At 74.5% G+C, this 2,332-nt stretch carries 2 protein-coding genes and 1 pseudogene; all 3 read left to right on the forward strand.

All coding sequences use genetic code 11. From position 1 onward, the window contains the following. Window positions 1–376: SCO7613 C-terminal domain-containing membrane protein (locus HUW36_RS31140; protein ID WP_425487285.1), on the forward strand; the 376-nt coding region annotated here is incomplete at its 5' end. Between the two features lie 225 nt (window positions 377–601). After that, complete coding sequence (locus tag HUW36_RS31145) at window positions 602–1,654, forward strand: fatty acid desaturase family protein (protein ID WP_174531352.1); 1,053 nt, start codon at window positions 602–604, stop codon at window positions 1,652–1,654. Between the two features lie 173 nt (window positions 1,655–1,827). Next, window positions 1,828–2,332: pseudogene (locus HUW36_RS31150) on the forward strand (FHA domain-containing protein); the annotation flags it as partial.

The following is a 2,332-nucleotide window of genomic DNA, read 5'->3' on the forward strand; positions in this document are numbered from 1 at the left end:
GGTGGCGCTGCGGCACCGGCCGGGGCTGACGAGTTGGCTGGCGCTCGGCCCGGGGCTCGGCGCGGCGTTGCTGCCCAGCCTCGTCTCGGTGCTGGCGTCCGGCGAGCCGCAGCCGTGGCGTCGCCTGGCGCTCGGGCTGGTGGCGCTCGGTGTCGTGCTCGGCGGTGCGGTCCGGCGCTGGCAGGCCCCGGTGGTGCTGGGCGCGGCCACGCTGGTGCCGTTGGCTCTGCACGAACTGGCGCGTGGCTGGGACCTGCTGCCCCGCTGGATCTTCCTCGGGCTGGGCGGCGTGCTGCTGATCACCCTGGCCGCCACGTACGAGCGCCGCCGCCGCGACCTGGCCCGCCTCCGCACCCTCGTCACGAACCTGACCTGACCTCACCCCCACCCCCGCGTTCGTCGATCTTGCAGTTGTGGCCCGGACCAAAGGAGTGATTCCGACTTCTGAGGGGCCGCAACTGCAAGATCGCCGGGGAGGTGGGGGTAGCACCACCGGGGATCGGGGGGTGTGCGGGATTAACTCTGGGTGTGGAGGTCGGGAGGATTGGTGACGGAGAGTTGCGCACCTGGCGCGGCTCGCGGCACCGGGGGGCGACACCGCATGAGCACTTCCACACTGGAGGCACCGGGGGCGCGGCGGGGCAGCGACTACGCGCGCCTGTCCCGCCGGGTCGCCGAGGCGGGTCTGTTCCACCGGCGGCCCGGCCGGTACGCCGTGCGCATCGCCCTCACCCTGGGCGCCTTCCTGGCCGGCTGGGCGGTGGTGGCGGCGGTCGGGGACTCCTGGTGGCAACCGGCGCTGGCCGTCGTGATGGCGGTGGCCACCACCCAGGTCGCGTTCCTCGGCCACGACGCCGGGCACCGGCAGATGTTCCGCCGGCGCGGGCCGAGCGAGGTGGCCGGCCTGGTCGCCGGCAACCTGGCGGTCGGGCTCAGCTACGGCTGGTGGGTGGACAAGCACAACCGGCACCACGCCAACCCGAACCACGCCGACGAGGACCCGGACGTCGGCGCCGGCGCGCTGGTCTGGACGCACGAGCAGGCCCGGGCCACCCGGGGCCTGAGCCGGTGGATGGCCCGCCGGCAGGCGTGGTTGTTCTTCCCGCTGCTGCTGCTCGAAGGGTTGGCGCTGCACGTGGCGAGCGTCCGGGCGCTGACCGGCCGGGAGCCGGACGGCCGGTGGCGCGTCCCGGTGCGGCACCGGGCGGTGGAGGGGCTGCTGCTGGCCGCGCACGCCGTCGGCTACGTCGGCCTGCTTCTGGCGGTGATGTCCCCGGGCAAGGCGCTGGTCTTCGCCGCCGTGCACCAGGGGCTGTGGGGCCTCTACATGGGGTGCGCGTTCGCCCCCAACCACAAGGGCATGCCGATGCCGACCGCCGACGACGACCTCGACTACCTGCGCAAGCAGGTGCTCACGTCACGCAACGTGCGCGGCGGCCGCGTCGTCGACCTGGCGCTGGGCGGCCTGAACTACCAGATCGAGCACCACCTGTTCCCGAACATGCCCCGTGCCAACCTGCGCCGGGCCCGGCCGCTCGTCCGGGCGTACTGCGCCGAGCAGGGCGTCCCGTACGCGGAGACCGGGCTGGTCGAGTCCTACCGGCAGGCGCTGGCGCACCTGCACGACGCGGGTCGCCCGCTGCGGGCGGGCTGAGTCGGGGGCCGCCGTGGCGCGCGTCCCTTTCCGGGGAGTGCGTCGGAGGCCGCCGTCGGGAGCGGCCGGTAGGGTCGTCGCATGGTGGGACGACGCGCCACGGTGGTGGCGCGCGGCCCGGCGGGGCGGACCGCCCCGAGCGGGTCAGGCGACGACATCGTGCGGAGCGCGGCATGAGATTCGAGATCAGCAAGGTGCTGGACGCCATCGAGGGGCGCGTCTGCACCGACCCCTCACTGGCCCGGGCCGTGGTCGACCTGGCCGAGGTCATCCGCTGGCAGAACCTGGACGGCGGTCGGCCGGCCAGCCTGCTGCGGCTCGGCATGGTGATCGACGCGCTGTCCCGGCAGATCGGTGAGGACAGCGTCCCGGTCTACGCGATCGTGCACCGGGCGCTGCTGTCCGACGCCGACCTGACCTCCAACGAGCGGATGGTGGTCCGCCGGTGGGCCGACGACGGCCTGGTGGAGGTGCTCGACCAGCCGGGCGACCGGATGCTGGAGGTGGCCGACCTGCTCGGCCTGCCGGTGCTCACCCGGGCCCGGCTGGACGGGCTCGTCGGCCGCTACCCGTGGCTCGGGCAGGCCGGCCTCGGCGCAGCGGCGGGGCTTGTCCACGAAGTCCTGACGGCGGCTGCCGGGCGACACGAACTCGACCGCCATGGTGCACAGCCGCACC

Source organism: Micromonospora maritima (genome assembly GCF_902825405.1).
GTDB classification, from domain to species: domain Bacteria; phylum Actinomycetota; class Actinomycetes; order Mycobacteriales; family Micromonosporaceae; genus Micromonospora; species Micromonospora maritima.

Excerpts from the sequence above, each read along its gene's own strand:
- HUW36_RS31145 (WP_174531352.1), top strand. The coding sequence starts at position 602 with ATGAGCACTTCCACACTGGAGGCACCGGGGGCGCGGCGGGGCAGCGAC.